Annotated in this window: 20 protein-coding genes and 1 pseudogene; 10 read left to right on the forward strand and 11 right to left on the reverse strand. The window is 43.2% G+C overall.

The genetic code is table 11. From position 1 onward, the window contains the following. On the forward strand, positions 1 to 226 hold a 226-nt coding region (locus KAH81_01885), incomplete at its 5' end, for a hypothetical protein (GenBank protein MCK5832398.1). A gap of 60 nt (positions 227 to 286) precedes the next feature. Here KAH81_01885 and KAH81_01890 read toward each other — a convergent pair. The 4 genes from KAH81_01890 to KAH81_01905 all read right to left on the reverse strand — a co-directional run bounded on the left by KAH81_01890 (position 287) and on the right by KAH81_01905 (position 5,248). Further along, a complete protein-coding gene (locus KAH81_01890; protein MCK5832399.1) occupies positions 287 to 1,543 on the reverse strand; it encodes an adenosylhomocysteinase in 1,257 nt (418 codons plus the stop codon). A gap of 473 nt (positions 1,544 to 2,016) precedes the next feature. Next, on the reverse strand, positions 2,017 to 3,162 hold the full coding sequence (gene metK, locus KAH81_01895) for a methionine adenosyltransferase (GenBank protein ID MCK5832400.1): 1,146 nt from the start codon (positions 3,160 to 3,162) through the stop codon (positions 2,017 to 2,019). 22 nt (positions 3,163 to 3,184) lie between these two features. Next, a complete protein-coding gene (locus KAH81_01900; protein MCK5832401.1) occupies positions 3,185 to 4,168 on the reverse strand; it encodes an NTP transferase domain-containing protein in 984 nt (327 codons plus the stop codon). A gap of 12 nt (positions 4,169 to 4,180) precedes the next feature. Then, positions 4,181 to 5,248, reverse strand: coding sequence for a bifunctional phosphoglucose/phosphomannose isomerase (locus KAH81_01905; protein MCK5832402.1), 1,068 nt, complete (start codon positions 5,246 to 5,248; stop codon positions 4,181 to 4,183). Between the two features lie 334 nt (positions 5,249 to 5,582). Between KAH81_01905 and KAH81_01910 the strand changes: the two genes are divergently transcribed. Further along, positions 5,583 to 5,906 (forward strand): hypothetical protein, encoded by a 324-nt coding sequence (locus tag KAH81_01910; GenBank protein MCK5832403.1) that lies wholly within the window; start codon positions 5,583 to 5,585, stop codon positions 5,904 to 5,906. A 370-nt stretch (positions 5,907 to 6,276) separates the two neighbouring features. Here the strand turns inward: KAH81_01910 and hemW are convergent, their stop codons facing one another. From hemW to KAH81_01930, 4 genes and pseudogenes are all read right to left on the reverse strand, one after another. Next, positions 6,277 to 7,527, reverse strand: a complete 1,251-nt coding sequence (hemW, locus tag KAH81_01915; GenBank protein MCK5832404.1) for a radical SAM family heme chaperone HemW — start codon at positions 7,525 to 7,527, stop codon at positions 6,277 to 6,279. Continuing rightward, a complete protein-coding gene (lepB, locus tag KAH81_01920; protein ID MCK5832405.1) occupies positions 7,524 to 8,201 on the reverse strand; it encodes a signal peptidase I in 678 nt (225 codons plus the stop codon). Before lepB ends, hemW begins: the two co-directional genes overlap by 4 nt. Before the next feature lie 171 nt (positions 8,202 to 8,372). After that, positions 8,373 to 8,802, reverse strand: a pseudogene (gene mscL, locus KAH81_01925) (large conductance mechanosensitive channel protein MscL). A 41-nt stretch (positions 8,803 to 8,843) separates the two neighbouring features. Continuing rightward, the gene (locus KAH81_01930) at positions 8,844 to 9,722 is read right to left on the reverse strand and encodes a DUF3078 domain-containing protein (GenBank protein MCK5832406.1); all 879 of its coding nucleotides are present in this window, start codon (positions 9,720 to 9,722) and stop codon (positions 8,844 to 8,846) included. A gap of 568 nt (positions 9,723 to 10,290) precedes the next feature. On the opposite strand from KAH81_01930, the gene KAH81_01935 reads away from it, so the two are divergent. After that, positions 10,291 to 11,298 (forward strand): hypothetical protein, encoded by a 1,008-nt coding sequence (locus KAH81_01935; protein ID MCK5832407.1) that lies wholly within the window; start codon positions 10,291 to 10,293, stop codon positions 11,296 to 11,298. Here the strand turns inward: KAH81_01935 and KAH81_01940 are convergent. Beyond that, on the reverse strand, positions 11,286 to 11,864 hold the full coding sequence (locus KAH81_01940) for a nitroreductase family protein (GenBank protein MCK5832408.1): 579 nt from the start codon (positions 11,862 to 11,864) through the stop codon (positions 11,286 to 11,288). The two genes, KAH81_01935 and KAH81_01940, sit on opposite strands and share 13 nt — an antisense overlap. A gap of 223 nt (positions 11,865 to 12,087) precedes the next feature. Here KAH81_01940 and KAH81_01945 point away from each other — a divergent pair, with 223 nt between their 5' ends. The 6 genes from KAH81_01945 (at position 12,088) to KAH81_01970 (ending at position 23,938) form a co-directional block, all read left to right on the forward strand. Next, positions 12,088 to 12,648 (forward strand): hypothetical protein, encoded by a 561-nt coding sequence (locus KAH81_01945; GenBank protein ID MCK5832409.1) that lies wholly within the window; start codon positions 12,088 to 12,090, stop codon positions 12,646 to 12,648. Between the two features lie 86 nt (positions 12,649 to 12,734). Further along, positions 12,735 to 17,762, forward strand: a complete 5,028-nt coding sequence (locus tag KAH81_01950) for a gliding motility-associated C-terminal domain-containing protein (protein MCK5832410.1) — start codon at positions 12,735 to 12,737, stop codon at positions 17,760 to 17,762. 14 nt (positions 17,763 to 17,776) lie between these two features. Next, complete coding sequence (locus KAH81_01955; GenBank protein ID MCK5832411.1) at positions 17,777 to 19,141, forward strand: metallophosphoesterase; 1,365 nt, start codon at positions 17,777 to 17,779, stop codon at positions 19,139 to 19,141. A 74-nt stretch (positions 19,142 to 19,215) separates the two neighbouring features. After that, the gene (locus KAH81_01960; protein MCK5832412.1) at positions 19,216 to 20,508 is read left to right on the forward strand and encodes an adenylosuccinate lyase; all 1,293 of its coding nucleotides are present in this window, start codon (positions 19,216 to 19,218) and stop codon (positions 20,506 to 20,508) included. A 30-nt stretch (positions 20,509 to 20,538) separates the two neighbouring features. Next, on the forward strand, positions 20,539 to 22,416 hold the full coding sequence (locus tag KAH81_01965) for a 1-deoxy-D-xylulose-5-phosphate synthase (GenBank protein MCK5832413.1): 1,878 nt from the start codon (positions 20,539 to 20,541) through the stop codon (positions 22,414 to 22,416). 37 nt (positions 22,417 to 22,453) lie between these two features. Then, on the forward strand, positions 22,454 to 23,938 hold the full coding sequence (locus KAH81_01970; GenBank protein MCK5832414.1) for a radical SAM protein: 1,485 nt from the start codon (positions 22,454 to 22,456) through the stop codon (positions 23,936 to 23,938). Between the two features lie 28 nt (positions 23,939 to 23,966). On the opposite strand, the gene KAH81_01975 is transcribed toward KAH81_01970, so the two are convergent. Then, a complete protein-coding gene (locus KAH81_01975; protein MCK5832415.1) occupies positions 23,967 to 24,575 on the reverse strand; it encodes a hypothetical protein in 609 nt (202 codons plus the stop codon). Between the two features lie 194 nt (positions 24,576 to 24,769). Between KAH81_01975 and KAH81_01980 the strand changes: the two genes are divergently transcribed. After that, positions 24,770 to 25,231 (forward strand): hypothetical protein, encoded by a 462-nt coding sequence (locus tag KAH81_01980; GenBank protein MCK5832416.1) that lies wholly within the window; start codon positions 24,770 to 24,772, stop codon positions 25,229 to 25,231. A 46-nt stretch (positions 25,232 to 25,277) separates the two neighbouring features. On the opposite strand, the gene KAH81_01985 is transcribed toward KAH81_01980, so the two are convergent. Continuing rightward, positions 25,278 to 25,976 (reverse strand): hypothetical protein, encoded by a 699-nt coding sequence (locus tag KAH81_01985; protein MCK5832417.1) that lies wholly within the window; start codon positions 25,974 to 25,976, stop codon positions 25,278 to 25,280. Positions 25,977 to 26,384 lie beyond the last annotated feature (408 nt).

The raw sequence follows: 26,384 nt of genomic DNA on the forward strand, positions 1-26,384 counted from the left end.
ACGCGGAGCGCGACTCGCTCCGTGGCCGGAACATTTCCGCATTGACAAAAAACGGGCGAGGAGACCTCGCCCCTACGGATTGACAATGCGAAATCGCGCGAAAGCAGGAGCACACACAGGTGCTCCCCTACGGGATGGGAGGAGAATTTTGGAATCCCTTAGGCCGGCAATGCCGACGGATGTTTGTGTTCAACGTGCTTCGCACGATTCGCTTCGGGTAATTTAAATTTTGCAATGAAAAAGGCGAGCCAATAGGCTCGCCTTCAATGATAAATATGTAGATGGTTTAGGTGCCCATCTGCCAGCTGGCGAGGTATTCGACCTGCTCTGGCGTTAGTGTATCGATCTCTATTCCCATGGTTTTGAGCTTTAAGCTACTGACCCAATCGTCGATTTCATCAGGAACCTCGTGGACTTTAACCTCGAGTCCAGGATGCTTAACAACCCATTCACTGGTTAGGGCCTGCACAGCAAAGGACATGTCCATCACGTCTGCTGGATGTCCCTCTGCAGCCGCGAGATTGACAAGTCTGCCGTTAGCGAGAATAAAAATCCGCTTTCCGGATGGCAAGATAAATTCGTCGGTAACAACGCGGACGTCGCGGTTGATTTCCTTGGATATTTTTTCGAGGCCGGGGATGTCGAGTTCCACGTCGAAATGGCCGCTGTTGCAAACGATAGCGCGGTCTTTCATGACCTCGAAATGCTCCGGCCGTATAACATGGATGTCGCCGGTGAGCGTGCAGAAGATGTCGCCGATCGGGGCGGCCTTCGCCATCGGCATAACCTCGAATCCGTCCATCGCGGCCTCGATGGCCTTTATTGGATCGACCTCGGTGACGATAACATGTGCGCCGTGGCCCTTTGCGCGCATCGAAAACCCTTTAGCACACCATCCATAACCAGCGACGACGACTTTTTTGCCCGCGATAAGTGAATCCGTCGCGCGGATAATGCCGTCGAGGGTGGATTGGCCGGTGCCGTAGCGGTTATCAAAGAAATGCTTCGTCTTGGCATCGTTGACCGCGATGACCGGGAATTTAAGTGCGCCGTCTTTGGCCATCGCCCGAAGCCGGATAACGCCTGTGGTTGTTTCTTCCATGCTTCCCATAATATTGGCGCCGATTTCGGGGAATTCCTTGTGGATTGTCGAAACAAGGTCGGCACCATCATCCATCGTGATAACAGGACCGCGCGCGGAAGCAGCGCGAACATGCTTGTAATATGTGTCGTGGTCCTCGCCGTGGATCGCCTGAGTGGCGATGCCGAAATCCTCAACAAGTGAGGCCGCAACATCATCCTGTGTGGATAGGGGATTCGAGGCGATGAGCATGAGATCCGCTCCGCCGGCAACAAGTGTGCGCGCAAGGTTCGCGGTCTCAGCAGTTACATGCAAACACGCCGACATAACCCGACCTTCAAACGGTTTCTCCTTTTCGAATCTAGCCCGGATTTCCCGAAGGACTGGCATGTTGTTGTCCGCCCAAATTATTCGCTTTTTGCCTTGTGAGGCTAAAGATCTATCTGCAATATCGTAATTCATTGTTTACTCCTAAATGTTTTGAAGAACCATATACCGGTTCTAAGGCAATTCTAGATTGTCTTAAAAAACGAGGTTTGTTACCCCGGAAAAATGATATGTGGACTTGCTCTCGAACCCATCTAAATCGCTCCAATATAAAAATATGCTTAAGAAGGTCAAGCAGTTTTAAACAGATGATATTCAACGAAAATAAAAAAAACGCTGGCGCGAGTGGGGGCGATGCAGTTGAAGTTAAGGTTTTTCTGTAAATTTCATAACAGAGGATGGAGGAGCAAAGGGATTTTTGTTCAAGAAAATGAAGCTATTTGCACATGACTATGGGAATAGCAAAAATCGTGATAGCGACGCAAATATGGCCGTTGGACGCATCTTATTCATATAACATTCAAAATAAAGACATTCCCAGCGATTTTTAGTAAGCTGGAAATATCTTTATCATAAGAAATGTAATAATCAGCTGAATTATATGTGTTTTATTTCGAGACTTTTTGCACGAGTTCGTCTGCGAGATCTGTCATCTCCCACTTGAACTCAGGAAGTTCTCTCCCAAAATGACCGTATGCCGCCGTTTTAAAGTATATTGGCCTTAGAAGATCAAGGTGTTCTATCATGCCCTTCGGAGTCAGTGGAAAAGTATTTCTAATTAGTTTAACTAGTTCGAATTCGGAAACCCTACCTGTTCCATATGTATTAACCATTATGCTTACAGGATTTGCAACTCCAATAGCATAGGCAAGTTGAAGCTCACATTTTTCAGCCAAATCAGCTGCAACAATATTCTTGGCAATGTAGCGCGCCATGTAGCTTGCCGACCGATCAACTTTGGAGGGGTCTTTACCGGAGAAGCAACCGCCGCCATGGCTTCCGACTCCACCATAGGTATCGACGATGATTTTCCTTCCGGTAAGGCCGGTATCTGCAACAGGCCCGCCGAGGACGAATCTGCCGGTGGGATTAATGTGATATTTAGTATCGCTATCCAGCATATTTTCAGGAATTATTGGTTGAATAATATGCTTATATACCGCCGGGCGCAGTTCTTCCATATCTATATCCGGTGTGTGTTGTGTGCTTATAACAACGGCTTCGATCCGCTTAGGTTTGCCGTTTTCATACTCAACAGTTACCTGAGATTTGCCATCTGGACGAAGCCAGTCAAGTTTTCCACTTTTACGCATTTCAGAAAGGCGAAAAGTTAATTTATGAGCCAAGTTTATTGGAAGTGGCATAAAAACTTCTGTCTCGTTAGAGGCGTATCCGAACATTATTCCCTGATCTCCAGCTCCATTACGATCCACTCCCATTGCGATATCAGGTGATTGCCTGTCGATAGCTGTAATTACTGCGGTATTTTCCCACTGAAATCCTGCGCGTGGGTCATTATACCCGATTTTATGGATGGTGTCTCGCACAATATGTGGTATATCGACATAGGATTCTGTCGTGATCTCGCCACCAACGAGAACCAAGCCTGTAGTAGTGAAGGTCTCACAGGCCACTCGCCCTTTAATATCCTTGGTCAAAACTGCATCGAGTACGGCATCGGAAATCTGATCACAGACTTTATCTGGATGTCCCTCGGTCACGCTTTCTGACGTGAAGAAATGGCTTTGTTTCATTTCATTCCTTCCTTTATTTTTTTTAAAACTCATTATAATAGCCGCCTTCGGAATGATCACCAAGGATCATCTTGGCCCATCGTCCGGTATAAGCAGATTCGTTGCCTAAAATGCTATTTCTAAGGTGAGCATTTTCCACCGAGGTTTTATCTCCTAGAATGGTGTTAGTAATAATCGAATCTTCGATAGTCGTGCCATCACCAACAGACACGTTTGGCCCGATAATACTTCTCTTAATTTGTGCCCCTTTGCCAAGATAAACGGGGGGAATAAAAACAACGGATTCCTCCGCCTGAGGAATTTTTACCTTTTTCAATAGATGCTTATTCGTAGCTATCAACGTGGAGACTGTTCCACAGTCGTGCCATCCTTGAATCTCCTTGGCGTAAAAAATCTGGCCTTCTTCTAGCATCAATCTCATCGCATCGGTAAGTTGATATTCTCCTCGGGTTTTAATGCCCCGTTCTACAAGTCTGCCAAGGGTTTCAGATATAACGTCTGAATTCTGAAATAGATAGAATCCAGCGATAGCCATATTACTTTTGGGTTGGGAAGGTTTTTCCTCCATACTGATAATCTTATTATCCGATAACTCGACAATGCCGAAACGCTGAGGGTTTGTCACACGATGGACTCCAATAATGTTGCCCGAATTCGTGCTCATTTCTGTCATGTCTGTCTCAATTATCGTGTCGCCGAGGGCGACGATAACCGGTTCGTTATTACACTGCTGGAGCCCCAATTTCACTGCGTATCCCAATCCTAGAAGCTTCTCCTGCTCGACAAAAATGGCCTTCCCCGGATATTTCCTTTCGACGAATTCCTTAATCTTATCACCTAGATAGCCTATGATGAGAATAAACTGCTCGATACCAAAATCATCAAGGTTGTCCATAAGATGAGCTAGTATTGGCTTGCCCGCAACTGGAAGAAGTGGTTTCGGCACAGTCGCAGTGAAGGGTTTTAATCTTGTTCCGGCGCCCGCTACTGGTATTATAGCTTTCATAAGATATTTTCACTAATCCTTAAAATTTACAAGCGCCTCTTTTAATTTATCGATGACTTCGACCGGTTTAGGATCGACCTCGTTCAATATTGCCATGTAATAACTAATCCAGTCGCCGAGTTGAATCAGGCTGAACATCCTCGATAAAAGCGATTCGCCTTTCGAATGGAGTGTAATCGATTGGATTCCTAATTCTTCAATGGTTCCATGAAGGAATTCCATGCGGAATTTAACTCGTGGATAAATATCAATGTCCTCTAAAAAAACCCCAACTACAACGCTAGGCAGCGAACCGAGTATCTTCCAACCTACAAGTTCATTGTGATTATTTTCCGGTAAAACTGCACTATATGCCAACTGCTTAGCATTCTCGTTAATTTGCCCACGAAAGCGAACTCCAACCGCATTGAAATGCCAGTCATCGGTGTATATTAGTGGTAGGCTTCCATGGAGGATGGTAGCAGCGTTTTTTGCTGAATTGTTTTTCCAGTTGTTTTCCGGAGCGAATTCGATAACTCCGGTCTCAAGGTTTATACATGTTTCGTTGAAAGCAGTGGTTTGATCACCGATCAGGTTCAGACGCTCTAAAAGTGTCAATAGTGGCGAAAAGCTATATCCCAAAGCCGCTCTCGGAGGTAGTCCGGGGGGGAGGATTGTATGAGTAATGCCTTTGCTTTTCGCAATGTCGATTATCTTGCCACCCGTCGAGATTACAGCGAGTTTCGCGTTTCTATTCAAAGCTTCATCGAAAGCCGCAAGTGTCTCCTCTGTGTTACCAGAATAACTGGAACCTATCACGAGTGAATTCTCATCTACAAAAGCTGGAAGCCTGTAATCTCTGTTCACAATAAGTGGAATTTTTAACTCGTCGATAGCATAGGCTTTAACAAGATCGCCGCCAATGGCGCTTCCGCCCATACCGCAAACCACAATATTATCGAAGCTTTTTCCTGATAAGAGTGAGATGTCGGTTTCCAAAGCTAGTTGTCTTCCCTCGGGGAGTTGTTGAGGGAAGGATTCCAGTAGATTGAGTATTCCACCCGGGTCTATTTCTTTCATCTTCTTTAAATCGTCTAACACTATACCTCCATTTTATTAAAAATGGATTATAATGGACAAAAGCGTTCAAGTCAAATCTTAATTGGGCATAATTCAATGTGTAAATGCCTATGAAAAATTATTTCGTCAAGAAAACAAATGCTCCTTCACCTTAAATTAAAAATTATACATTCAATTATGATGGGTAATATAACCGTTATAATGGGTTTATAAACCCATTATGCATATTAAAAGGATATATATATGTTTTTGAATATAAGATAACGTTTTGTATAACAATAAAGTATGAATACTATTTATTATGGCACGGTATTAGCTCTATAATATTGTGAAGTTATTCTAAAAGGAGGTTACTATGCCAAGGAAGAAATTGCCGAGGGCTTTAAAAAAGTGTGAACGAGAAGGGTGTGAAAATACTTTTATTATCAAAGTTGGTGCGAAATATATTCCTAAATATTGTTCAAGTCGATGTGCCGCTTTGGATACAAGAGATGCTCGAAGAAGACGAGTTCGTCGGCATAAAAGCGATTATAACGCCCCGAACCCAAAGGAAACGCGAGCAGTCAGCCTTACTCAGATCCAAAACTATCCTGTCAATTTCTCAGATGATGGCGGGAAATTTGCAAAGATGCTAAATAGGATATTAGCAGGTGAAGTGTCCTATTTAGGCGTCGATTAAACCCATTCATTTACATCCTTATAGCTCAGTTATCTGTGAGATAACTGAGCTTTTTTAATAATGAATAATCATATTAATTCCCCAGAAAATAATTCACCAAATATCAAAATAAAATAAGATCGAGTTAAAATATCACAATTAAAAAATATATATCAGAAAAGCTATTTTTTTAGACGGACGTCGGATTTTTTCGTCGGGAGGAAAATTTGCTTTACGACGACGAAAAAAAACGTCGGGAGACCGGAGTTAAATCGCGGATGCTAACTCGATGTTTGGCCTGCCTCACGCGGACCTTGAGAACGAAGATCGAGAAGGGCGACGCCCACCGAGGAGAGAGGTATGAGAATTATACTATTTGTTTAGAATAAAGCTATTTTTGAGGGCTAGGTTCGCCGGGACAATGGAAATCAGCAATATATTCGGTCATTTCTTCAGCATCGTGTATATCGTGAAGTTTGAGTGCGGTTTGACGAACATAACTGTCCGTAGCTTGAACGGCTGCAAGAATAATTGAATCCGAAATGAATAATAAATTGCGTGGTATCCTTATTTTACCAGTGTCGTGGATTAATCGAGTTGTTTCTTCGAGGGGTTTTAATAAATCTGTAAAATGTATGGCATCTAGTTCTGGAAGGTTTCGTACGACATCCTCTATTGAGAAACCATCGATAAGCCTCAGTCTCAGCATGAGGAATTCAGCCACTCGCTTTGGAAGATCGAGTATCTCAACAAAATCCCATAATTGCTGGGCGGAATTTATTTTCTGTATAAATGTTCGAACGTTTTTTAAGACGGACATACGAAGCCAACGAGGAGGTCCTGGAATATATGTGTGAGCGCCCGGTCCCAAACCTATATATCCTTCTCCAGTCCAATACTTGAGATTATGCTTACTCTTAAAACCAGCTTTCGCAAAATTCGATAACTCGTAATGCTCATAGCCAGCTTCAGTGAGTTTTTTCAGAGCTGAATAATACATTTTGCTTTCAGATTCGGGTCTAACCGACGATATAAGCCCTTTCCTTAGGGCATATGCAAAAGGAGTGCCCTCTTCGTATGATAAACAGTAAATCGAAACATGATCGGGTTCAAGCTCTATAGCCCTATTAATAGTGGTTTCCCATTCTTCAAGCTCTTGACCCGGAACACCAAAAATCAAATCCAGCGATGTAGTGAAGGCACTACGCTTGAGTATATTAAAAGCGGTAACAGTCCTTTCGGCTGTGTGTTTACGCCCTAGAACCATAAGTTGGCGTTGAACGAGCGATTGAGCCCCCAATGATACACGCGTAATTCCGTTATCATTGAGGAGAGAGGCTAATTCTTCGGTAACATTTTCGGGGTTAACCTCTATGGTTATCTCCGTTCCCTCAGATAGAGGCAATATTTTCTTTAAGCCTTTTATCAAGTTTGTTAATTGAGTAAAAGTAAGGCTGGTTGGTGTTCCTCCACCTATATAAAGTGTATCTGCTTGAGGAAAATTAGACCTTCTAGCATGTTCGAGCAAAGCGGGTATGTAATCATCGGCGAGATAAGCAGCATAAAGTGTGGAATAGAAACCACAATAAGGACATTTTTCACCGGAACAAAATGGAATATGGACATAGCAACCGTAACTCATATAATCTTCTTACCTATTCGATTAAATCCTATCCTTCCGAGGCCATGGAAAAGATTGTAAAAAAAAGATTTAACATAATCGGGTGGTGAATTAAGAGAGGGTGTGTTGGGATCTGGTTTCCAAGAAAAATAGATATATTTGGGTTTCCCAATTATGTTATCTTTCGGCAATTCGGCCCAATTCCTTGAATCTATGCTATTATCCCGGTTATCTCCAAGAATAAAATAAGTGCCGGCTGGCACTTGAAAGGGACCGAAATAGTCTCTCTGTGAAAGAAGCGATTTATCGACGTGGCGGTCCTCGAAGAATACCGAGGATGATTCAAAATACTGAAGATTATCAACATAAACTGTTTTTTTGTAGATCTGCACTGTCTGACCTTCAGAGGCAATTATTCTTCCGAATCTATATTGAGAGCGTTCAGGGGGATACTGGAATACAATAACATCCCCAATAGAATAATCATCTCCTTCATCGGCGAAATTAACCATGATAAAATCGCCTTGCTTAACGGCTCTTTCCATATAATCCGATGAGACTACAAATCCCCTAATATTGCCTAGAATTGGATACGCGATTATAACGCCTATAACTATTGAGATAGCAACCCAGGCAAAATAGTTAGTTTTCTTTTTCCGATCTTTTTTTCTCGAAATTCTATTGGGATGATCCATTGTATTTCCTCAAAACTAAACTTCTATAAAAAAACTGCGATGTCTAATTCTAAATTAAAGGAATAAATACCCCTTTGGTCAACATAAAACTTCATGTTGCCATTAAATATCGAAGAAAAAAAATAGGCGTAGAAAAACTCCATGCCTATAAATCCAATTATGACAATTAGGTTATTCTAATTGCGAAGTGCAATTTGGACATCGCTTTGCCGGAATTGGTATAGCTGTGAAGCAATACGGACAATCCTTGGTTGTCGGTTCGGCCGGAGCTTCTTCTTCTTTGCGTTTCATCGAGTTTAACCCTTTGATTACCATAAAGATAGCAAAGGCGACGATGATAAAACTCACTATGGACATAATGAAAACGCCATAGTTCATAGTTAATTGTTACTGCTCCGACTGCCCGAGCATCTGCGAGTGTGCCGTAAGGCCCCGGTTCGCTTCCAACCTTTATCACTGAAAAAAGGTTAGCGAAATCAACATTGCCAAGAAGAAGGCCTATGGGTGGCATAATTACATCGGCTACCAATGATTTTATAATCACTCCGAATGCTCTGCCGATTACAACCGCGACCGCCAGATCGACAACATTACCGCGCATAACGAAAGTTTTAAATTCTTTAAGCTAATATCCGCCTTTTCCTACATGAACTTATATGTAAGGCCTAGTGAAAGAGTTTCTTTATGACGGCCTTTAAGATCGATTTCCTTGTCATAAAGCAGCTGAAAGTATAAATTTACCATCAGATATTCTGTGATATTTGCTGTAAATGCGTGTTCCCAGTTAATATCGGGCGCTTTCCAATAATCTCCATTTGGAAGACCCTCGAGGTCCTCGGATTCAGAATTGAAAAGAGCTGTGAATATCAAGAATCGAGTATTGTATGCGATCCTCTCCTGCGCTAATGGCGTTCGAAGCTCGGTGACGAACTCGACACCACCGTCGTTTGTGGTCTGCGTTTCATTATGAAAAGGGTCAACAACCGTAATCAAAACGTCGCGGTCGATGCTTTGGCGAATACCCATACCGAGACGCGCCGTCCATTCGCGCTTTTCAGCCTTCATCAGAAGGCGCGCGATACCCGCGCTTTCTGAAAGTCTCATCGGATTGAAATAACGCTTATTAGTCACAACCCTCGAATCGTAAAACTGACTTTCGAGGCGACCGGAAGCATAAGGATCGACAAGAGTGCCCAACGTGAAGCGGAACACGGTTTCGAAATCGATAAGGTCGGTGGCTTTAGTTGGCGCCTGCCATTCGCCCGTCGTTGCGGACTGGACATGCGTCTGGCCAAAGGAAAGTTTAAGTGTGTTCTTAGTGTTTACCAATTGTGTAAGCTGTTTTTCAGCGAGGCCGTTTATATTCGCCGTCCAGTTGATCCCGCCGACATCGCCGCCCGCCCAGTTTTCGCTGTAGTTATTAAGCGCGAACATGGCATTAGCATCGAGAGCCAACTCCCATTCACTTGCAAATGAGGCACAGCAAGCAAATAAAAGAATTAAAAAAAACCTGTTTTTCATATTTCTCCTTTTATATTTGGTCCCTTACTATTTTATTACACAATAATAAAAAAAGTTATTAAACAAAATGTTATTATAATTAAATTATGGGACATAGGTTCCTCACTTAATAGAAGGATGTCCCTTCAGGTTGGGTTTTATAGCTTGTATTGAAAACCTAAACCAACCGGCACCGAACCTTTCGGTAAACCAAAGGGGGCAACCAATGTAGGGTATATTGGAATAGAAATTTATCGTAAGTTTACTGAAGCAATATTTGGGGTGAATAGGTAAAAGAAATAGAACATAAATGTCTCGAACACAATACCCCAATTGGAATTAGAGAGTTCTTCGCAAATTTTCGAGCGCATTGGGTTGGCACTGCTTACCTTCGGGGACAAACTTATAATTTGATGTCGTCTGAAGACGGATATATGCTACGCTTCAAGCGCAAAAACAGGACGAAAATTCACCTCACGCTTGATTCCCAATTGGGTTAGGAATGACACGGGTGCGCCACCGTCGCGCCCCTTGTATCTATATGATTTATTTTACTGAAAAACTTATTTTCATCCATATATTGGGCAGCATGGATGCTAAGAAGAAAATAGCGATTGCACTGATGTCCGGTGGCCTCGACAGCATACTCGCGGCCAAGATAATCGCAGACCTCGGTAGATTTCTTGTCGTGGGCTACCATTTCCATCACCCATTTTTACAAAAGGCTTCGCAGGTGGGTATCACGGCGGTCGAGAGTCAAGCCCGAAGCATAGGTATCCCGCTTATAATCGACTCAGACTACACCGGATTTATCGAGATGACTAAAAATCCTATTTATGGTCGCGGTAAGGGCGCGAATCCTTGCAGGGATTGCCGTATATTTATTTTAAAAAGAGCGAATAGGATTCTAAAAGCTTTAGGCGGAGATTTTTTGGTTTCTGGCGAAGTTGTTGGCCAGCGACCTATGAGTCAGATGAAAAATTGGCTTTTGATGATAGAAAAAGAGGCTGGTGTTAGCGGAATTCTCCTAAGGCCGCTTTCGGCCAAGATATTGAACCCATCTCTTCCAGAAAAAGAGGGCTGGATTTCTCCCCAAGAATTATACGACTTCTCCGGACGAAGTCGTAAGGATCAGATTGTGCTGGCACAGAAAATGGAAATAAGCGAATATCCCACGCCGGCCGGCGGATGTCTTCTCACAGAAAAATCTTTTTCTACAAGATATTTCGACTTGATAAAACACTGTCCTAAATTCGGTCTAGATGAATTGAAAACCCTAAAGCTCGGACGGCATTTAAGATTACCCTCGGGCATCAAAGTAATTATCGCTCGGGACAAAATAGAAAGCGAGATTATTTATGCTTATATTGGGATATCATGGGTCATGACAACATCGAATATTCCCGGGCCCTATGCTCTTCTGGATAGAGAGCCTGATTCAGCGGAAATCTTGGAGATAGGAGCTTTGATCGCGTCATACTCAAAAGCTAGGTGCGAAAAAAGTGTGGAGATACTAATATTTCCCCCAAAGGGTGTGCAAAAAACCGAGTCGGTCAAACCAGCCGATAAGGCGGAATACTCCAATTATCTTCTTTGACCAAAAGGGCTATCGGTGCCCTCATCGAAAGCAATATCGGAAAGCGCTTTACGCTTAGGTTCATGTTCTGTAAGTTCCTCTTTCGGCCAACCGACCGCCAAAATCGAGATGACTTTCCAGTTGTCTGGCAAGTCGATTATACCACGAAGCTTCTTCTCGCTGAACCAGCCAACCCAGCATGTGCCAAGACCCATTTCCGCCGATGCGAGAACAACATGCTCGATGGCAATGGCGATATCGATGGTCGCTAAATCTACAGTCAATAGCTTTCCCACGGTCTTATGATAAACCTGCCCCGGTTCAGCGCAACACACTAAAAGACAAGGCGCTTTAGACATCCACGGTTTATTAAATGCTACCAAAGCAGGCGCCGCTCCAGAAATAGCTTTTATTCGCTTTGGCTCTCTAATAATAATAAATCGCCACGGTTGAGTGTTGTTGCTGCTCGGCGATAAACGAGCAGCATCGAGAACCTCCGAAAGCTCCTCGTCTGTTACCGGGCGATCTGAAAACTTTCGAACACTCCTGCGCTTCCGACAAATCGAAATAAATGGATTACTTCCCATAAAAAGAAAAATATAAAACTAATGGCAAAAGGCAAGGGGAAAAAAGGCTGGCGCGGGGTGAAGAATGGGGAAGAACGGAAGTTCCTGCGGCAAAGAGGCAGCGGTTATTAATAGGGTTCCATAGCAGGAACCGTGACAGCCTTTTGTTTGACTCGGAAAAGGTTTGACAAAACACGAAATAAAAATTATTTTAGTAGCCTAAAAAAATGTATCTGGAGGAAAAATGAGAAAATACCTTGCCATGCTAATTCTACTGGTTCTGCCTTTAGCACTGATAGCCCAATATGGGCAAGTAAAGAAACCCTACCCAGATATCGGGCTTAAAACAGCAGGCCTAAAGGTAGGTCCCGCTATCCCGGATTCGCCTTATAAAATTGGTTTTGCTTTTGCTGTTACCGGCGACTTTGGGAAATTGCACGAAATCGTGGGTCTCGAGGTTAATGTCGAGTATTTTAGAGTAACAAAAACAGTCCAACAAATATATACTAATTCGCATTCAGATATGTCTATATCGGCTACGGTTAAACTTATGCCCAAAGTCACGAGTCTTCCATTTGAACCTTATCTCGGTGGTGGACTTGGATTCCATTACCTCACCGATACTCCCGATGAGACGCTCCGGGCATATGATCCCATCGAACATGACGCAAGACCAGAGATACATCTTGTCGTGGGGGGGGTGTTTGACATCACCGAAGAGATGAAGGGAGTGGCTTGTTTCAAGGTCAATCTTTCTGACATCTCAACATATAACCCATATATTGGAGTTTTTTTCGAGCTATAGTATTCTCAAATAAGCAGTTAGACGAAAAGGGTTGCTTTTAGGCAGCCCTTTTTCTATATTATAACGATCAATAACATTGTTTAAAGATGAAAATAATCAATAAATTAGCACTTTCGTTTGTTATACTTTTTTCGGTTGCTTTAGCAACTCCTTTCAGTATTACTTTTACTTCAGTTTCCGATTTTTCTTCAGGCGAACTCCACAATATCATTGTAGAACCTGACCCGGTATTTCCTGATGGTGCTTTGGCTCTGATCGAGGCCGACACTATAAGAGTTCTTCAAGTATTCCCTGCCGGGCATTGTATAGATTGTATCGACAGGACGGTCGATAGCCTCTCGCACTTCGGGACTCCACCGCTTAATTTCGATATCGAGGTAACCACAATCGATGTTTGGAATGAAATCGACAGCCTCGGAGATTCTTTTCAAGCTGCCGATCCTATTAGTCTCGACCTTTTCGAGCGGAATCTGCATCAATATGATATTATTTTTTTCGGCATTGCCAATGGATACGGTGAAGAGAGTAATGACTTAAGTAATAGCGGAAAAAGAATGGTTCGCCAATTCGCCGGTCTTGGGCGAGGGATAGTTCTTACTCACGATACTATAGCTAAACGCGAAGGACCTTTCGGAAGCCATTCTATTGGCACATTCATTCATGAGAATTTCAACGACATCGATGACGTTACCGGCCTCGATGCCGAATGGGTTTCTCAATTAGAACCTTATAATCTATACTATCATGTCGAACGGCTATCATCCGCTCCGGTCGATGCTTCTATCTTGAATTACCCATTCGAACTTCCTACAGAATTCGACATAACTGCCTGCCACGAATTTGGCGAACATTATTCCTCTGGGCAGGTTTGGTTTGCTGGCCCCGACGACCAGATATATATGCATTCATATTATTCTCCAGAATATGGAAGTTATGCTTCTTATTTTTCAACAGGACACGCCGAGGAGTGGCACGGCTCTTCTTTCCGTCCCGCAGAATGGGAAGGTAAGGCGATGATCAACGCCATGTATTACTCCTATTTCGGTGGGCTAGGCTCTGGTGTTTATACGAGCTCCGTTTTCGCAGCTCCTTGCCCGGGAGGTCTTTATGAAATGTCTTGTGATGTCGATACCGCTGGAGGCTCTTCTGTTACAATCGAACTGGCATCATCTATTGATGGAGTTTTATGGAGTCCATGGTTTATTATAACCTCAGGTGGAGTGATACCACCCATCGCTGCGGAGGGGCCTTTTTATCGCTACAAAGTATATATGTCCCGAAGTCTCACCAGCGACCCTTTGTTACATTCAATCTCATTTAATTTTGATCTTCCTTCGCCGGAGCTTGAACTTATTTCACCGCCTGTAAGCTCTTTCTATTCTTGCAGTTGTGGCGTAATAACCTGGCAAGTTCACTCAGAAAGCCCCATCGAGATAGCTAGCGCCTATATCGATGTGAACTCGGTTATTTTCGGTCCCTCGAGATGCGCGTATTCAGCTATAGATTCTACCTTCGAGTTTTTGGGACCGGATTCCTGTTGGAAACATGGTGTTACCTATTACGGTCTCATCGATGTGCTGACAGAGGAATCCGGTTGTCCTCGCACTGGGGATACGACTTTTGTTTTCACTTCAGACCTCAGGCCGCCGGTGTTTTCGATGCTTTCCCCATCTCCAGGAGAAATAATTGGGGACGATACGCCAATAATTATTGCTACGGTTTTCGATAGCACTTCAGGTATTGAGAACTCGTTATTTAAGTGGGTAATCGAGGGCGATACCGTCCATTGGAGTGAAACCGGACTCAGTTGGAACGGGACGACGAGAAGGCTCAGTTACACAACCTCTGCTATTGGTTTATCCCTTTCGGGAGTCGTTGAAGTTTGCGCTATTGCCGGAGATAATGCAATTGGTTGTGGGGCAAATATGGCCGATACATGCTGGAGTTTCTATGTCGATAATATTGGACCACAGGCCGAACTAATATCGCCGCATAATGGCTTCCTTTCGTGTGATAGCTTTAGCGCTGTTTTTATTTTATCTGATACTATGAATATTGACTTGGGCACTATCGTCTTATCCATCGGAAGCGATACTCTCTTTTACCCGGAGAGTATGGAATTCTTCGCTGGCACGCTTTATGTATTCACGGATATTCTCACAACAGATGGCGATACTATTTTAGTTCGTTTTGAACGAATAGAGGACCTTCTCGGCAATAATAGTGCACCACTGGACTTTCAAATAATTATCGATAAATCGCCCCCTTATGTTTGGGATAAAATTCCATCTGATAGCGCTTATGTTGGCCTTTCGGCGCCCCAAATATCTTTCAGATTGAGTGATTCTTTAAGCGGGATCGATGAAGACAGTATCGCTATTTTTGTCGATGGAATCGAATACTCAATTTACGATGGGGTGTGGGATGGCGAATTATTGATTCTCGATGGTTCTTCACTCGGATGGGATTTCGAACACAACGATTCGATTACGGTTTGTCTTCGTGCAGTCGATTTGGCCTCAGTATGCGGCCAAAATGCTATGGAAGAATGCTGGTTTTTTCGAGTGAATTTACTCGGCCCACAGTGTTATATTGTCGGCCCACCCGAAAGTTCTATTGTTGGTTGCGACAGTTTCGCGATCTGTTTTATCCTTGATGATCCTAATGGCCTCAATTATTCCACCCTATCGTTTACAGTAAATGAAATCCTCTACACTATCGATTCCCCGGAGGTGTCGATTTCGTTCGATACAGTGAGTTTTGTGTCTTCATGGTCACACAGCGATGTTGTTACTGTCCGAATTGTTAGCGCTGAGGATTCGCTCGGGAATATTCTCGATATGCCTTGCGAATGGTCGTTCCAAGTGGATCTTCTGCCACCGAATTTTGAATATATCTCACCCTCCAACGCTGGAGTAGTGGACACAGCTCAGCCTGTAATTACGGCGGTTATAACTGACCCCTCCGGGATAACGAATTCCTCCATTGAATTCTGTGCCGCCGGCGACTGCTGGGATTTCTACGATACGCCATCGCCTTTCTCTTTTATTGGCGATACTTTGGTTTTCAACCCGATTTTAATACACCATTTCTTCGATGAAGAATCTGTTTTTGTCAGCATTCACGCATGCGATAGCACAGTTTGGTGTGGCCCGAATTGCTCGGATACTTCTTGGTTTTTCTGGATTGATAAATTCGGTCCACACGCCAATCTTATTGAGCCTGACAGAGGGGTTTACTCCAGTTGCCCGGATCAGGGATTTATGGCCAATTTGTTTGATCCATCCGGGATGATTATGGACTCAATAGAGCTTGCTGTTAATGATGTTCCTTATCGATGGCCTAATAGCGCATTGTTCTACAACGCCGATACCCTTGCTTTTGCTCCCTCGATTGATTGGAACCACCTCGATACGCTTGTTTTCGAGTTGTATTCGGCTTATGATTCCCTAGGTAATCCACTTCAGGACACGATTCTGACACAGGTTATTATTGATCTCGAACCTCCGGAGTTGCAGATAATTCAACCTTTTCCCGGCACAAATAATGCTTTACCTCAGTGCACTGTAAAGGTTGTTCTTAGGGACGATGGTTGCGGAGTTGATTTTGAATCTGCGATTTTCCATGCCGGCGGCGAACTTATTGCTTTTGGAGAACAACTCGGTATATCGGATGATAGTCTTATTTTCACACCTTCGAGCTTTCACTTTGACGAACGAGAAACAGCTTTTGTGGAAATCACAGTTTCCGATTGTGCTGAATATTGCGGTGCTAATGAACTCGACACGGTTTGGAATTTTTTCGTTCCTGATGACGATACGATATTACCCTTCTGGGTGGATTACACTCCTACGGTTTGGATAGAGGATTCGGTATTCATATTGTCCTGCCGGGCGGTCGATGGCTCTGGGATTTTTACACAAACTGCGCTTTCACAATTCAGGCCTTTCATTGTCTGGGATGATGATGGTGAACTTGCCGCGAGTTGTGAGACTTTATCCCTTAGCCTCAACTCAACCTTCGCAGACACATTTGTTTTCGAAACAGAGGATTATCTTATTTCCCATGGAGAGGAAATTATATTGCGGGCTTCATGTTGGGATGCAGATTTTGATTTTTCGGTGATGGAAGACCCAAAACGAAGCGACTCGCCCGAATGGACGGTTTCCGTTCTCGAACCGGCGAATATTGAGCTTACTTTTCCAATACCCGGATCTATAACTTCTTGCCGAGACCAAGTTTTACATTTCAGCATATTCGGTGAATCGAGTCTGAATTATCGCAGCTGTGAATTCGAAATAGCGGGCGAAATCTATACATTAGATTCAGTGGAACTCTCGATTCAGGGTGATTCTGTTTTCGTTTTTGACCCAATAGGGGATTTTTTCACCGAGGGGCAAGTATCTGTCAGGCTTGTTTCAGCTTCGGATCAGCTTGGTAATCCCCTTCATACTCCTATTGAATGGCTTATCGTGGTTGACGATTCACCTCCAGTTCTTACCTTGATTGAACCTTTTGAAGGAGAAATGCTCGATTCAACCGACGTCGATTGTGAAATCGACATATACGATCTGTTTACGCCTATCAACGATAACTCGATATACCTAACGCTCTTTTTGGATAACGATTCGACCATATTCACAACAGAGCATTCTGCTCTCGGATGGAATTCAGAGAGCGGTCAACTGACATTTTTACCTCATGATGCGAATATGTTCTTCCAAAGTGCGGATAGTGTTATGATCAAAGTTTGTGCGGAGGATTTCCCTGATTTTTGCGAACCTCACTGCGGATGTATATTTTTCAGTTTTTGGATAGAACCGGAAATAGAATGTAGCACTACTACCGATCCATTTACGCCCAACCTTGATGGTTACAACGATGAGGTTGGCATTATGTGGCCGGGTTTCTACCGTGACCCGGCGAGAATTGAGATTTTCGATATGCGAGGGAAATCCGTAGTGAATTTTATTGCATCTGCTGGGAAGGTGGAAGGCGCTGTTTGGGACGGTCTCGATAGCAACGGCCGAAAATGTTCATCTGGAGTTTATATTTATATTATAAGTGTTGGAAGCAAAAGAGTTTGCCGTGGGACAATCACTTTAGCGAGATAATAAATGGGGTGGAAATGAAAAAAACGATGATTTTATTTTTAGTCGTAACCGCGATGATCGCGGGTGTAGATAGAGGACCTATTATCTCCTCAGAGGATCCTTCATCTGCTTTTTATATCAATTTTACCACAGATAATTCCTGTATTACACAAATATTTTATAGAATTCTTCCCTCGGGAAGCTGGGTTGAAGTCACCGATATTACAGCTAGCAGTGATCATAATATTAGGATTGATATACTTCCAGGGTATGAGCATGAGTATTTTGTGAGAGCCGATGGCGATAGCCTCGGCCCTTACAAATTCTGGACAGCTCCGCGAACGGGTTCTAGGCAGGATTTTCATTTTTGCGCTTATGGAGATACTCGAACTGGGATGGTAGCGCACTGGGTTGTTATAGATCATGTGATGACTTGCGATCCAATGTTCATGGTTCATACTGGTGATATGATAGAAGATGGGGAGGATACAGGCCAATGGGATGACTATTTCGCCGAGCTTTGTGAATGGCATGATATTGCGCGATCCGTGCCATTTTTCTATGCCATGGGCAACCACGATGATGAATCTCCGTATTTTTACTCAGCTTTAACACTTCCTAAGAATAATCCAGATTCCAGCGAGGCATATTCCAGCTTTGATTGGGGGCGAATTCACTTTTTTTCGATGAACTCCGAGGTAGATTATGATTCGGCTAGCCCTCAATATAATTTCATTGTTAACGATCTTGCTGAAGCATCTATCGATATTAGATATGATTTCATTATAGGACTGGTTCATAGGCCTTTCTACTCCAGCGGATATCACGGAAGAGAAGAAGACCTGGCAGATGCTCTTGAACCACTTTTAATTGAATATGGGGTCGATTTGGTTCTTCAAGGTCATGACCACATGTATGAAAGGGTGAGTCCACAGAGTGGAGTTTATTATGTAGTGACCGGTGGGGGAGGTGCGCCGCCTAGTCCTATTGTTTTATGGCACGATTATACGGCTTTTGGCTATAACCTTTATCATCACCTTCATTTCTTATATTCTGCTGCGGAAGCCAAGTTATCGATGTATATGCACAATTATTTAAACAATGTTGTCGATTCCTTAATTCTATTCTCTAGCCCACTCGATGTGAAAGATATTGCGAAACCGCAAACCGCTAGACTTTCTGCTCATCCAAGTCCATTCAATAAAGCTTGTCTTATAGAAACGAAAGGTGATCTTCAAATTAATATTCGGGATATCAGTGGCCGACTTATTGTTAGAGGCTCTGGTCCTTGTTTTTTATGGGAACCATCCGGGGAAATATCAACGGGACTGTATTTGATCTCGGTTACAGATGGAGAGGCAAAAAAGAGTTCTATTGGTAGAATAGTATATTTGAAATAATACGATTATGTTAAACAGGCACGACAGATGCTATTAATAATTCTTTAATTATGATAATTGGAAGGAGATAACACGTGATACCAAGATATAGCCGTGAGAAGATGACAGAGATATGGAGCGACCAGAATCGGTTTCAAAAGTGGCTCGATGTCGAACTTGCTGCATGTGAAGCGCAAGCCGAGTTAGGAGCTATTCCCCAGAAGGCAATGGCCAAGATTAGGGAGGGAGTGAGTTTCGATCTAGAAGCTATTAGAAAAAAGGAAGAAGAGACTCACCATGAAGTTGTAGCATTTCTTAATGTTGTACAAAAGAATGTTGGCAAGGACTCGCGTTTTATACATATGGGGCTGACTTCCAGCGATGTAATGGACACGGCTACAAGCCTTCAGATGGTCGAAGCACTGGATGAAATCGAAAAAGAAACTGTGGAAATTCGTTCGACCATCAGGCATTTAGCTGAAAAATATAAATATACACCGATTATTGGAAGAACCCATGGCATACATGCTGAGCCAACGACATTTGGTCTTAAGCTGATAATCTATTACGATGAATTCACGCGACATATCGATAGGATAAAGTCTCTTCGTAAGAGGATTGAAGTAGGCAAGATTTCCGGGGCTGTCGGTAATTATGCACAGATCGACCCCGAAGTCGAGAGAATTGCTCTCGAGAAGCTCGGTCTCACTCCCGCACCAGTCAGTAACCAGATACTTCAGAGGGATCGGCATGCCGAATTCGTTTTTGTTCTTGCTCTTATAGCGGCCTCTTGCGAGAAAATTGCTACAGAAATCCGTGCGCTTCAGAAGACTGAGGTTAACGAAGTTGCTGAACCTTTTGCGCAGAAGCAAAAAGGTTCATCTGCAATGCCGCATAAAAAGAACCCGATAAAATCCGAACAGATTTGTGGTATCGCGCGCGTCATACGTGCAGCAGTAACCCCAGCACTCGAGAATATCTCCTTATGGCACGAGAGGGATATATCTCACTCGAGTGTAGAACGAGTTATCTTACCAGATACCTGTATAGCTCTCGATTATATTCTCAGTCGGCTCAATTGGATTCTCGACGGTTTGCAGGTTAATGTCGATAATATGCGTAAGAACATAGATTTTACAGAGGGATTAGTCTATTCACAAAGGCTTATGCTTCGCCTTATCAACTCGGGAGTTTCTCGTGACAAAGCTCACACCATGGTTCAGGGAAAGGTGATGTCCACGATAAAGCGTGGTGGGAGTTTCCGCGAGGAGGTCGTTAAAGATGGTGAGATTAGACGTTATCTCACTCTCGAGGAGATCGAGGCTATGTTCGATCTTGATATTTACATTCGTCATGTTGACAGCATATTTAAGCGGGTTTTAGGATAATTGTCTATAGATAGCCTTAAATATCCATTCCTGGTTAATATCAATTCGCCCAACGATATTAAAGAACTAACCTCCTCGGGTAGAGATATTCTCGTAAGCGAGCTGAGGGAGTTCATAATCGAGTCGGTTTCACAAACTGGAGGCCATCTTGCGCCATCACTTGGTGTAATCGAGTTAACTATAGCCTTGCTTTCCCTTTATTCCCCGCCTTTTGACAAGATAGTATGGGATGTTGGCCATCAAGCATATCCCTTCAAGATACTCACGGGGAGAAGGGACAGATTTGATTCTTTGCGCCAAAAAGGCGGGATTTCGGGATTTCCTAAACTTACCGAAAGCGAATATGACGCCTTTGGGGTCGGTCACGCCTCGACGAGTATAGGTGCTGCACTCGGCATGGCTACTGCAAGGGATATCCTAAAGAAAGAATATAAAGTTGTTGCTATTATTGGTGATGGTGCGCTTTCTGGGGGGCTCGCTTTCGAGGGTTTGAACAATGCTGGCGCTAGCGCTAGGGATATGCTTGTTATTTTAAACGATAATGAGATGAGTATCTCGCGGAATGTCGGTGCGCTGAGCAAATACCTAACCGAAATTATCGTCAATCAAAAATATAGGAAGATCAAGAATGGCATTTGGGATCTTGCCGAAAAGGTTCCAATGACACAACAACTTAGATATATTGGCCAAAAAGTCGAGGATTCAATTAAATCATTGATAAATGTTCGACCGGGGATGCTTTTTGAAAGCCTGGGATTCGATTATTTTGGGCCGATAGATGGCCATGACATAAACGCAACAATAAAGATTCTTCATGAAATGGATGAGTTTCCCGGACCTAAACTTCTCCATATCATGACTCGTAAAGGTAAAGGATATCGCCCCGCCGAGGACGATGCCTGCAAATTCCATGGTATCAGTGCGTTCGACCCGGCAACCGGAGAGAAAGAACTTTCTAATACAAAAAAAGAAACATATACCAGTGTTTTCGAGTCGGCAATGGTAGAGATGGCTGAGAAATTTGATAAATTATGTGCAATAACTGCTGCAATGGAAACCGGTACGGGGCTCGCTGAATTTCATAGATTATTCCCAAAGCGCTTTTTTGATGTTGGTATCGCAGAGGGACATGCAGTCCTTTTTGGCACAGGTTTGGCGCTTAGCGGAATACCCACGGTGGTCGCGATATATTCGAGCTTTCTTCAGAGAGCTCTCGATCAGTTAATCCACGACGCGGCATTACAAAATATAGCAATAACCGTTGCGGTTGACAGAGCGGGAATAGTCGGGGAAGATGGCCCTACACATCATGGGGTTTTTGATCTCAGTTTTTTAAGGGGAATCCCCAATCTTATCATTGCCGCTCCCCATTCAACTGAGGAGCTTAGGCAAATGCTTTTCACAGCTATTTCTCATAAAAACGGGCCTTTTATATTGCGCTATCCAAGAAGCGTGGTTTATCATGGAAGATCGAAGAAACCACTCGAACTTATTAAAATTGGAACCTGGGATAAGCTCAGAGAAGGTGAGGATGCAGCGGTTTTTGCTGTTGGGAGCATGGTCGAACCAGCACTTAAAGTTGCTGCTAACTTTCATTCCAAGGGAATAGAAATCGAAATAATCAACGCTCGTTTTGTTCAGCCAATAGACGAAGCTATTTTATGCGAGGTAGCTAAACGACACAAAAAAATAATAACTATCGAGGAAAACGTCGTGGTAGGTGGTTTCGGCGAGGCTTTAGCTGGTAGTCTTTTCACGTGTGGCTGGAAAGGTGATCTACTTCGTATCGGTATTCCTGATAAGTTTATTGAACATGGTTCTCGCGACGAATTAATCGCCGACCTCGGATTAAATGCCGAGGGTCTTTTCGCTTCAATCTCAAAATTTATTGGCGATTCGGCTAGTTAGGCGATGTTTCTGCCATTGAGGTTTATCAAACCAAAAAATGAAATCCAATAGCGATATACTTCGTTCAGAGCTCTCGCCTTTCGAGAGTTATCCGAAAGGCTGGAGTCAGCTTATGGCGTGGGTTTACCCCAATAGCTACGAGTTGGGTATGTCCAATATAGGTTATCAATGGCTTCTATACATTTTAAAAAGCCAAGGCCATCTTTTAGTGGAAAGGTTTTTCGCTTCGCACAGAAGTTCGGATAAATCACTGGAAAGCAACCGTTCAATAAAGGAATTCCCGATAATTGCCATGTCGATGCCTTTCGAGATGGACATTTTAAATTTTCTCGGATTTCTATACCGAAATGGGATTCCTCTTTTGGCTAGCGATAGACCGGATGGCCCTTTAATCGTTGGTGGAGGGAACGCTTTTACTCTTAACCCTTTTCCTTTCTCGGATTTCTTCGATATTATTATTCCGGGATGTGGTGAAGAATGGGCAGAGACTTTTCCAGAAATACTGCGGGAATTACCTCCTGGCCTGGTGCCTAAGGAAAAGATACTAGACGAAATAGCTGAAATTCCCGGTGTATGGATACCCTTGCGCGATGATGGCAGTGTTATCCAGCGTTCGTCTTGTATTCGTAAAAACCCCGCCTTCACTCCGATCTTAACTAGCTATGGTCATTTTAGGAATATGTTCTTGATCGAATTACAACGCGGATGTCCGTTCAGATGTTCTTTTTGTTCTTCTAATTGGTTGGAGAGGCCTTTCGAGAATTATTCCATAGACTCGATAGTTAAAATTTATACTGAACACGGACAGGATGCTAAGCGTATTGGTGTAGTGGGAAACGCGGTTGCAGAACATCCGCATTTAGGGGAAATAATTGATTATTTCTCTGAAAGAGGCGCTAGAGTTAGTCCATCGAGCATACGTTTTGACAGGTTGAATGAGCCGATCTCAGATAAGCTAGCCTCAACCGGTATTCGAACGCTTACTTTTGCGCCTGAGACAGCCAGCAAGGAACTAGCGAAGAACATTTCCAAGTGGATAGATATAGAAGATATTATCCAATACGCCAATGTAGCTTCAAAAAAGGGATTTCGCGAATTGAAACTATATTGGATAATTGGGCTTCCTAAAGAACAAGATGACGATGTTATCGAGCTTGCGAATGCGATAAAAAAAATAGATTCGAGCCCCGGTATCTCGCTCAGCTGTAGCATTAACACCTTCATCCCAAAGCCTCATACCAAATTTCAATATGAGTTCATGTTTTCCGATTCAGAGATTAAAAGGAGAATAAAACTTCTTAAGGCTAACATAGGTTCTAAGACCAGCGCGAAAATCGAGTTTAATTACTCGCGGCAAAGCAGGATATCTGCAATACTTTCCATCGGTGGAAGTGAAATCACTCCTGTGCTTAAAAGGATAGCGGAAGGTGGCGGCATTAAAACCTCATTTGCTGGATATGGGATAGATATAAATGCAGCTATTTTTGGGGATGAAAATGCCCCTTGGGAAAGAATAATCTAGATTTGTGATTATAGCTTCAGAGCTTAAATTATGGTGCCTCGACAGATTCCGGTTCGGAATCGTCATCGAACATATTGAAATAATAGTGTAACCCGCCCTGAACCATTATCGAGGCCTGTTCGTTATCGCGATAATATAAAATAGACTCGATGGTGAAGGAAATCCTGTCGAAAGCCAGAAGTTCGAAACCGAATCCAATACCGGTAGTCCATATTTTATCTATATCGTATTGTTCTTCATAGGAATATTCGTCGATATCTTCCTCATATACGTAATGCCAATATTCGCTTCGATAGTATTCGTAACTTATTCCAGTAGAGATGTAGAACGATGTCCACTTGCTGCGCGAGAGATGATATTGGAGTTCGAATCCCGGCATAGCCCATCGGTCACCCCAATCATCGCTATTGTCGGAATAGTATCCAAAAGTAATCTGCGCCGCATATTTGCTGTTATAGACAAGTTTATAGGACATGCCCACCCCTGTGTAGTGACCGGCTGCGAAGCCGAGACCCTGCAAAAACTTAGGCTGATTTGGGTCGTTAAGGCCTGAAGGCAAGATCGATGTAGCAAGCAAGAGCACTAATATAAGTGACATAAAGACTATACGCATATTCATCTCCATTTTTAGTTTCATATAAATAAGTATATTATGTGTAGCGAATAAATCAATTTAAAAGAATATATATTTTGTGTTACAATATCCCAAAGAATATCTCTAAATATTTCTTGGCACTCGCTTTGCGTTAGAGGCTTGAGTGTTTATTAAAGAAATTTAAAAATCTTTCTAAATATAGGATTTTTTTATTAACAACTAGGATAAGGAGTTCGATGAAAAAGACATTATTAATCATATTTGCTTTACTTTTCGTTTTCGGAAACCTTGTAGCGAATAGTGAAACAATAATTAAGCAACCACAACCGAGTAGTGACACGAATGAGCAAGGAATCGATGAAGAAGAAGCCCCTTTGATAGATACGGCCAAAAGTGACGATTCAAGCGCAACTGCAGAAACAAAAATGCATAATTGCCCGATGATAAAAACATCTCATACCATCAAAAAACAAACATGCCCTAATGTTAAAGTCGAGGAACATGAATGTACCAAGGTGGAGGGTGCAGGTGAACATAATTGTACAAATACTGACTCGACAGAGGGCAAACATCAATGCATGCACGAAGCTAAGCAAAAGGAAGACAAAAATGCCGAAGTAAAAACAGGGTGTTCTTCTTCTAAGTCCTCCTCTGGATGCTCAAAAGCTAGTTCAAGCGCGGGTTGCGGCTCAAATTAAACTAGCAAGGGTTAGCAAGGGTTGCTGTAAATCGGCTGAATAAAAATTAGAACTCGACAGCTACACCGGCGCTGATTGTTAGAAGGTCTGTTCGGGACTCGGAGATATCGTATTGGACTGTCCCGGTTGTTCCACGGTAGATTGATCCTTCTTTGAGATATTCGGCATTGCCGCCCATTGCATAAATCACTTTTATATCAATAAAAACAGCTTCGGGGGAGTCTTCAGCTTTGCGTTTGGCATTTTTCTTAGATTTATTCCATACATTAATGAGTAGTCCACCACCACCACCGTAACAATGTGTTACATCGTCTATATTTGTAGAACTAGCTACTTCCTCGTTGTCGCCGATGTCCTCGATTTTTGTGTCAGTCCACAGATAATTAAGGCCGACACGCCCTTCGATGTATGGCGTGACGTAGGGGATAGGAGCATAGATGCGTGGGGCAATCTGGAAAAATAGAAAATTATTATTTGTTGTAACCTCGACGAAAACATCAGGAATGGTTGTTGAGAAAGGCTCCGTGCGCTTTTCCGTGCCATAACTCTGCATCGCAAAAGCGCCGCCAATCGCGAAATAGGGATTTAATTTCGCGCCAAAATCGAAACTTACACCGAAACCAGCTCTGTCGATATTATCCTTAAATTCGTTCTGCGGAAGGCCGAGGGCAAGGCCGAAACCCCCTATACCTGTGACTGCAAGAACAGGAAAAACAGCAATCAGAAGAACAATATACTTTTTCATTTTCACTCCTTTAAATTTATTTTGTATAAAAATAATGCTCTATTCTTTCCCGGTCAAGTAAAATATATTTTTTCGCACCTATGTTCCCGTGCGGGTGCGTTTTTTTCATTGCCGTAGGTTTAGCCGTAGGGGGCGGGTTTCCCGTCCGGTCGTCGCAAATCGCACCGGGTTCAAAAATGGGCGAGGGGACCTAGCCCATACGAATTGACAATGCGAAATCCCGCAGGCGCCCGCGCCCATCATTCCCGACCCCGATCGGGAACCCAGCGTAGGCACACCACCCGCGAGATAAAACTAACTAACCAATTCAAGGAAGACAAACGCCACGACTGGCTCGATATCGGGTGATTTTTTACTTAGCGCCGCGGAAAAGACCGAATTTTTCTTGCGCCGGTCAAATTCCCGTAT

Source organism: bacterium (assembly GCA_023145965.1).
In the GTDB taxonomy this organism is placed as follows: Bacteria; UBP14; UBA6098; order UBA6098; family UBA6098; genus UBA6098.

What these genes read in the sequence shown, in the direction of transcription:
- KAH81_01955 (MCK5832411.1), top strand. Translation starts at nt 17,777, where the DNA reads ATGAAAAAAACGATGATTTTATTTTTAGTCGTAACCGCGATGATCGCG.
- KAH81_01985 (MCK5832417.1), bottom strand. Translation starts at nt 25,976, where the DNA reads ATGAAAAAGTATATTGTTCTTCTGATTGCTGTTTTTCCTGTTCTTGCA.
- KAH81_01970 (MCK5832414.1), top strand. Translation starts at nt 22,454, where the DNA reads ATGAAATCCAATAGCGATATACTTCGTTCAGAGCTCTCGCCTTTCGAG.
- KAH81_01940 (MCK5832408.1), bottom strand. Translation starts at nt 11,864, where the DNA reads ATGGGAAGTAATCCATTTATTTCGATTTGTCGGAAGCGCAGGAGTGTT.
- KAH81_01950 (MCK5832410.1), top strand. Translation starts at nt 12,735, where the DNA reads ATGAAAATAATCAATAAATTAGCACTTTCGTTTGTTATACTTTTTTCG.
- lepB (MCK5832405.1), bottom strand. Translation starts at nt 8,201, where the DNA reads ATGGATCATCCCAATAGAATTTCGAGAAAAAAAGATCGGAAAAAGAAA.
- KAH81_01930 (MCK5832406.1), bottom strand. Translation starts at nt 9,722, where the DNA reads ATGAAAAACAGGTTTTTTTTAATTCTTTTATTTGCTTGCTGTGCCTCA.
- KAH81_01890 (MCK5832399.1), bottom strand. Translation starts at nt 1,543, where the DNA reads ATGAATTACGATATTGCAGATAGATCTTTAGCCTCACAAGGCAAAAAG.
- KAH81_01975 (MCK5832415.1), bottom strand. Translation starts at nt 24,575, where the DNA reads ATGAAACTAAAAATGGAGATGAATATGCGTATAGTCTTTATGTCACTT.
- KAH81_01945 (MCK5832409.1), top strand. Translation starts at nt 12,088, where the DNA reads ATGAGAAAATACCTTGCCATGCTAATTCTACTGGTTCTGCCTTTAGCA.
- metK (MCK5832400.1), bottom strand. Translation starts at nt 3,162, where the DNA reads ATGAAACAAAGCCATTTCTTCACGTCAGAAAGCGTGACCGAGGGACAT.
- KAH81_01910 (MCK5832403.1), top strand. Translation starts at nt 5,583, where the DNA reads ATGCCAAGGAAGAAATTGCCGAGGGCTTTAAAAAAGTGTGAACGAGAA.
- hemW (MCK5832404.1), bottom strand. Translation starts at nt 7,527, where the DNA reads ATGAGTTACGGTTGCTATGTCCATATTCCATTTTGTTCCGGTGAAAAA.
- KAH81_01980 (MCK5832416.1), top strand. Translation starts at nt 24,770, where the DNA reads ATGAAAAAGACATTATTAATCATATTTGCTTTACTTTTCGTTTTCGGA.
- KAH81_01935 (MCK5832407.1), top strand. Translation starts at nt 10,291, where the DNA reads ATGGATGCTAAGAAGAAAATAGCGATTGCACTGATGTCCGGTGGCCTC.
- KAH81_01900 (MCK5832401.1), bottom strand. Translation starts at nt 4,168, where the DNA reads ATGAAAGCTATAATACCAGTAGCGGGCGCCGGAACAAGATTAAAACCC.